The sequence below is a fragment of the Rhodococcus sp. 5A-K4 genome, assembly GCF_046097995.1.
GTDB classification, from domain to species: Bacteria; Actinomycetota; Actinomycetes; order Mycobacteriales; family Mycobacteriaceae; genus Rhodococcus_F; species Rhodococcus_F erythropolis.
Genome location: NZ_JBJURM010000063.1, coordinates 1 through 6,436 on the forward strand (window position 1 = coordinate 1; position 6,436 = coordinate 6,436).

Sequence of the window (6,436 nt, forward strand, 5' to 3'; positions counted from 1 at the left end):
GCAACCCCCACACCATCCCAACCACCCACCACCAACCCACGCTCACCCGCGACAAACACGTCGACCTCACCGACCGGTGTATCCGCGTTCGCTGCGAAGGCGGCAAGAATTCGCGACATTCGCTGTGCAATGGTGCCGACCGCGGCGCGGTCGAATGCCGCCGGCTGATACCGCAGGCTCACCTGCAGCGTCGGTTCCGCGACCGACAGCACGGTGAGCGGGTAATGCGTGGCGTCGCGGGCATTCACAGCGGTGACGCGCATACCGGCTATGTCGGTGTTCCCGTCCATCCCCGAGGTATCGATCGGATACGACTCGAAGACCGACAGTGTGTCGAACAAATTGCCTGTCCCTACGGCAGATTGAATCGCGCCGAGTCCGACATAGTGATGATCGAGCAGGGCTGTCTGCTCGCCTTGTAGTCGCGCGAGCAGCTGTGCACACGTCTCGTCCGGATCCAGTTGCACGCGGACAGGCAATGTGTTGATCAGCAGCCCCATCATGTTTTCCACACCAGGCAATTCAGGTGAGCGGCCCGACACTGTGACGCCGAAGACTACGTCTTCGCGGGAAAGCATTCGAGACAACAGGACACCCCACGCCGCTTGGATCACCGTGTTCATCGTGATCCCGCTCCGCTGGACGAGCGCACCGAGTCCGTCGAGGACCGAATCGGGCAGATCGACGGTGACCTCTTCGGGTACCACCTGATCGGCGGTCGGCGTCGAAGCCGCCAACAACGTCGGCTCGTCGACGCCTTCCATGGCGTCCTCCCAGACCGCGAGCGAGGTCTCGATGTCGCGGTGCGCCAACCATTCCAGATAGGTGCGGTACGACGGAGTCTGGGGCTGATCGGCTGGGACGCTCTCGACCGGGAGACTGTCGTCCGCGTATCTCATCAGCAGTTCGCGTACCAGCAACGGCATCGACCAACCGTCGAGAACGATGTGATGGTTTGTCACCACCAACACGCACCTCGTCGGCGAGGTTCGCAGCAACGTCAGCCGAAGCAGTGGCGGCGAGGCGAGGTCGAAGGGTGCGCTGCGATCCTCGTCGAGGCGGCGCTCCAGCTCTGCTTCGGTTGCCGATCCGCAATCACTCAGGTCGACCTCGGTCCAGGGAATCATTGCATCGTCGACAATCAACTGCACCGGTAGGCCGTGTGCGTCGTAGACGAACGCTGCACACAGATTCGGGTGGTTTGCCAGTAGTCCGGCAGCAGCGCCGCGCAAACGCTCGGAATCAACCGCTCCTTCCAGCTCGACGCACAACTGCGCTGTGTAGACGTCCGTCGACGTGGCCGCCAGTGAGGCATGGAACATCAGCCCGGCCTGAAGGGGCGACACCGACCAGACATCGTGCAATCCGGGGAAGTCGTTCTCCCAGCGTTCGATCTGTTGTTGGGCGACCGAGACCAGGGGAATGTCCGACGGCGTCAGACCGCCCGCATCAGGTCGCGATGCGTGCGCGGTGAGTCCGTCGAGCGCACGACGCCACAGTTCCGCGAACTCCGCGATGTCAGACCTGTCGAGCACTCCGAGGGGAAAGGTGAAAGATGCTGTCAGGCAGGGCCCGTCGACATGGTCCTCAACCGCCGCGTTGATGTCGATCACGGACGCCACAGGCATGGACCGATTCTGGGTTCCGCCGAGCTTTCGATTGCCCTCCACCGGCAGCCAGTCCTGTGTTCCGTCAGAGGAGCTGATCCGGCCCAGATAGTTGAAACTGATCTGAGGAGAACGGAATCGGCCGAGTGGTTCGCTCCCGCCCGACAGGTAGCGCAACATCCCGAATCCGATTCCATGATCGGGGATCGCACGCACGTATTCCTTGACGGCTTTGAGAGCCCGTCCGGCGTCGGCGCCACCTGCCAGCGCGTCGTCGACGTCGAGTCCGCCGAGGTCCACGCGCACCGGGTAGAGCGTGGTGAACCAACCAACGGTGCGCGCGAGGTCTGCGCCAGGAACCGCTCCTTCCTCGCGGCCGTGTCCTTCGAGCGTGATCAGGGCGGCAGCGGTATCCATACCGCGGCGTCGTCGCCACTCGATCGAGGCCAACGCAACAGCAGTGAGGAGTCCGTCGTTCACGCCGGCGTGGAATGCCGCAGGAACCGTGGTGAGTAGGTTCGTGGTCACCGGAGGCGGGATGTCCACTGTGACGGTGTCGACCGTGCCGTCGACGTCGATCGTGGGATCGAGTGGGCGCGAACCGATCAGCGGGTCATCGCCGTCAAGGATCGTTTTCCACATGTCCCGTTCGACGCCCCGGTCGCCCACGTGCTCGACAAGCCCGTGCGCCCATCGCCGGAACGACGTTCCGATCTGTGGCAGTTCGGGCGTGACACCGGCCCGGAGTTGTGCTGTCACCGTCGCCAGGTCGGTAACCAGAATGCGCCACGAGACGCCGTCGACAACCAGGTGATGAATCACCACGAGTAGTCGGCCCCGCTGGTTCGACAAGTCGGGTTTGTCGACCAGGTCGAACCAGATCACGCGCACCATGTCGGCCGCGGCGGCATCCAAGCTGTCGGCAGCGGCCTCGAGCTCTCCCGACGCCAAGGCCCTGAAACGTTCGTCGTCCACCGAACCGACAGCTACTCGATGGATCAGTCCTTCGGCCGAGATCGAGCCGGGTGGTAGGACTTCCATGACCCGGTCACTCTCGCCCAAGCGCGCTCGAAGCATTCCGTGGCGGTCCAGCAACACCTGGAGACCACGGACAAGGAGATCCTGGGTGAGATCAGCGGGAGCTGTCAGCAAGAGCGCCTGGGAGAACCGTTTCAATTCGCCGCCACGCAGCCCGCCACTGCTGCGGTCGAGCATCCACTGCGCCACCGGGCTCAGTGGAACAGTTCCGACAGCGGATCCGGGTAGCTCCACGAGCACATCAGGACCGTCCTGCTCCACGTGCGCCGACTCGGCAAGCGCAGCAACAGATTTGTGGTCGAATACGTCTCGGGGCGAGATGATCACACCAGCATCGCGAGCGCGGGCCACCAATTGGATGGACATGATGCTGTCTCCGCCGAGCTCGAAGAAGGAATCGTGCACTCCTACGGTGTCCAGGCCGAGAACCTGCGCGAACAGAGCGGCAAGAAGATTCTCGGTTTCCGTTCGCGGTGTCCGGTCGGGTGTGGCCGTGGACGAGAAATCGGGTGCGGGAAGCGCTGCGCGGTCCAGTTTTCCGTGAACCGTCAGCGGAAGTGCGTCGAGCACCACCACCGCCGCAGGCACCATGTACGACGGCAGACGCTTGCCTGCATGCGCGAGGACGTCTCGCGGATCGACACTCGCTCCGCGATCGGGAACCACGTATCCGATCAACCGATCCCTGCCGTTCAACCGATCCCTGCCGTCGCCGTTCCAGACGCCCGTCACCGCCTGGGCCACGCGCGGGTGCGTCTGCAGTGCCACCTCGACTTCCCCGAGTTCGATGCGGAACCCACGGACTTTCACTTGGGCATCGGTGCGCCCGAGATACTCCAGCTGTCGGTCGGGCGTCCACCGCACGCGATCGCCCGTGCGATAGATCCGCGTTCCCGGCGCACCGAAGGGATCTGCGACAAACTGCGAGGCGGTCAACGGGGATCGCCGGTGATAGCCGCGAGCGAGAGCCGGTCCGGCAAGATACAACTCTCCCGCGACACCTACCGGCACCGCTCTCAGACGCGAGTCCAGCACTACCTCGCTGAATCCGCGAGTAGGTGCGCCGATGGTGACCGGGTCGTTCGGAGCCAGTGCCGCACTGATGCTCGACACCACAGTTGCCTCGGTAGGACCGTAGGCGTTGAACATCTTTCTGCCCGGCGCCCAGCGGGCCACCAATTCCGGCGGGCAGGCCTCCCCACCTGTCACGACACAACCGACAGTGGTGAGTCCGTCTGGGGCGACGGACGCCAAAGCCGCCGGAGTCACAAAACAATGGGTGACGCGCTCGCGCTCCAGTAACGCCGCCAGCTCCGACCCGCCGTAGACGGTCGGTGGCACGATCACCATCGTGGATCCCGCACCAACGGCCAACATGAGTTCGAGAACCGAAGCGTCGAAACTCGGCGAAGCGAAGTGCAGAGTTCTGGATCGGGTCGTGGCGGCGAATGTCTCGCGCTCCTGGAGAGCAAAGTTGCTCAACCCGCGATGAGTGACCGTCACACCCTTGGGTGTTCCCGTTGATCCCGAGGTGTAAATCAGATAGGCCGGATTGTCGATTCGAATCCGTGCCTTCCGATCCTCGTCGGTGACTTTCGATGGCGAGTACGCCCACAGCCGTTCCTCGAAACCGGCATCGTCGAGGACCAGCCACGGCACGAGGCCGGACAATGCTGCGTGGTGAGCTCGGGTCGTTATCCCCCACGCTGCACCGGAGTCGCCCAGCATGTACTCGATACGTGCAGCAGGAAGTCCCGGGTCCACGGGAAGGAATGCTGCACCTGTCTTGGCAATGGACCACACCGCCAGAACGGACTCGACGGAGCGTGGGAGACACATCGCCACCACCGTTTCGGGACCCACTCCGGATTCGATCAGCATGCGGGCCAATCGGTTCGACTGTGCGTCTAGTTCGAGATAGGTCACTTCACGTTCCTCGAACACCAGCGCGACGGCGCCGAGATCCTGGGCGGTCGCCATATCTGTTGCTGTAGTGAGCAAATCGGGAAGGGTCTGAACAGCGGTGGAGATCACACCTCGCACGGGTACCAGTTCGGCTGACTCACGGGCGTCGAGGATATCGATATCTCCGATCTGCGATTGCGGATCCGTGGTGACGTACTCGAGAATCCGTTGCAGGCGGTCGACGAAGCTCCCCACTGTTTCCTCGTCGAAAATATCTGCGGCATATCCGAATTCAGCGCGAATACCATCCGATTCACCGGCGGTGCCAGTGTTCTGCGCCACCGTCAACTGCAGATCGAAGGTGATGGTGTCGATCTCGACACCCACGTCGGTCACCTGCAGGTCGGGAAGTTCCAGTGTCGGTCGCTCGATGTCTTGGAACTCCAACATGACTTGAAACAGGGGCGAGTATGCCGTCGAACGTGAAGAGTTCACTATCTCGACGACTCGTTCGAACGGCACGTCCGCATGAGTGAAGGCGCTCAGATCTACGCCTCGGACCTGGTCGAGGAACTCCCCGAAGGTCGCGCCTCGGTCCACTGCAGTGCGCAAGACCAACGTGTTGACGAACATGCCCACCAGGTCGTCGAGTTCGCGCTCCCCACGCCCAGCGATGGGAGTTCCGACGACTACGTCGTCCTCATCACTGAGCCTCGCCAGCAGCACTGCCAAGGCTGCATGCACAACCATGAAGACGGTGGCGTTATGTTTGCGCGACAGGGCAACCACACCGGCATGAACCTCCGGACTGAACGCGAACCGAATCCGTCCGCGTCGAAGCGAACGCACATCACCGCGCGGTCGATCGGTCGGAATGTCGAGAACTTCCGGTGCACCCGCAAGATTCTCGACCCAATAGGCGAGCTGTTTCGAGATCAAAGACCGAGAGTCGGATTCCGAACCCAACCAACCACGTTGCCACAACGCATAGTCGGCGTACTGGATCTCGAGCGGCGCCCACCGAGGAGCCTCGCCGCTCACACGGGAGGTGTATGCGCTCATGAGATCTCGGGCCAGCGGTACCGTGGAGAAACCGTCGGCGGCGATGTGGTGAATCACGATTACCAGGACATGCGAGTGGACCTGGTCGTCTCGCCGCAACAAGGTGGCGCGCATCGGGACCTGCTGCATGACGTCGAAACCATCCGAAACGATCTGCCGGCAACGCTCGCGCAACTCTTCCTCTCCCTGCACAAGTATCGGTGCAAGATCCGATACCACCTGTGAGGTAGACATGATCACTTGACGCGGGCCGTCGTCAGTGAGAGGAAAAACAGTGCGCAAGGACTCGTGCCGCTCGACGACGTCGACAAATGCCGCGTGAAGTGCACTCAGATTCACTGTGCCGTCGAGCCTCAACGCGCACGCGACGTTGTAGGCGGCGGACTCGGGGTCGAACTGATTCGCAAACCACATTCGCTCCTGCGCCGGCGAAAGTGGGATATCCGTCGTCGCACCCCGCGGCCTCAACGCCGGCTTGGCCCCCTCTCCTCCGCGACACTGCGCCAACTCGGCCAGCGCTGCAACGGTAGAAGCATCGAAGACGTCGCGGATGTCGATCCGTTCGCCGAGAACAGAATTCACTCGCGCAACCAACCTGACTGCACTCAGAGAGTTCCCACCAAGGGCAAAGAAATCGTCGTACACGCCCACCGTCGACGTTCCCAACAGATCATCGAAGATTGCGGCAACCGTCTCCTCGACCGGCGTTCGCGGCGCAACATACTGCAGCGATTGAGGTTCGAAGTTGACGTCCGGGAGGGCTTTACGATCCAACTTCCCATGCACCGTCACCGGAAACTCCCCCAACACCACCACCACCGACG

At 62.5% G+C, this 6,436-nt stretch carries 1 protein-coding gene; it reads right to left on the bottom strand.

Annotated features, from left to right (window positions below):
* Positions 1-6,436 (bottom strand): amino acid adenylation domain-containing protein (locus ACKAMS_RS33455; protein WP_408990105.1); only part of this gene is annotated, 6,436 nt, incomplete at both ends.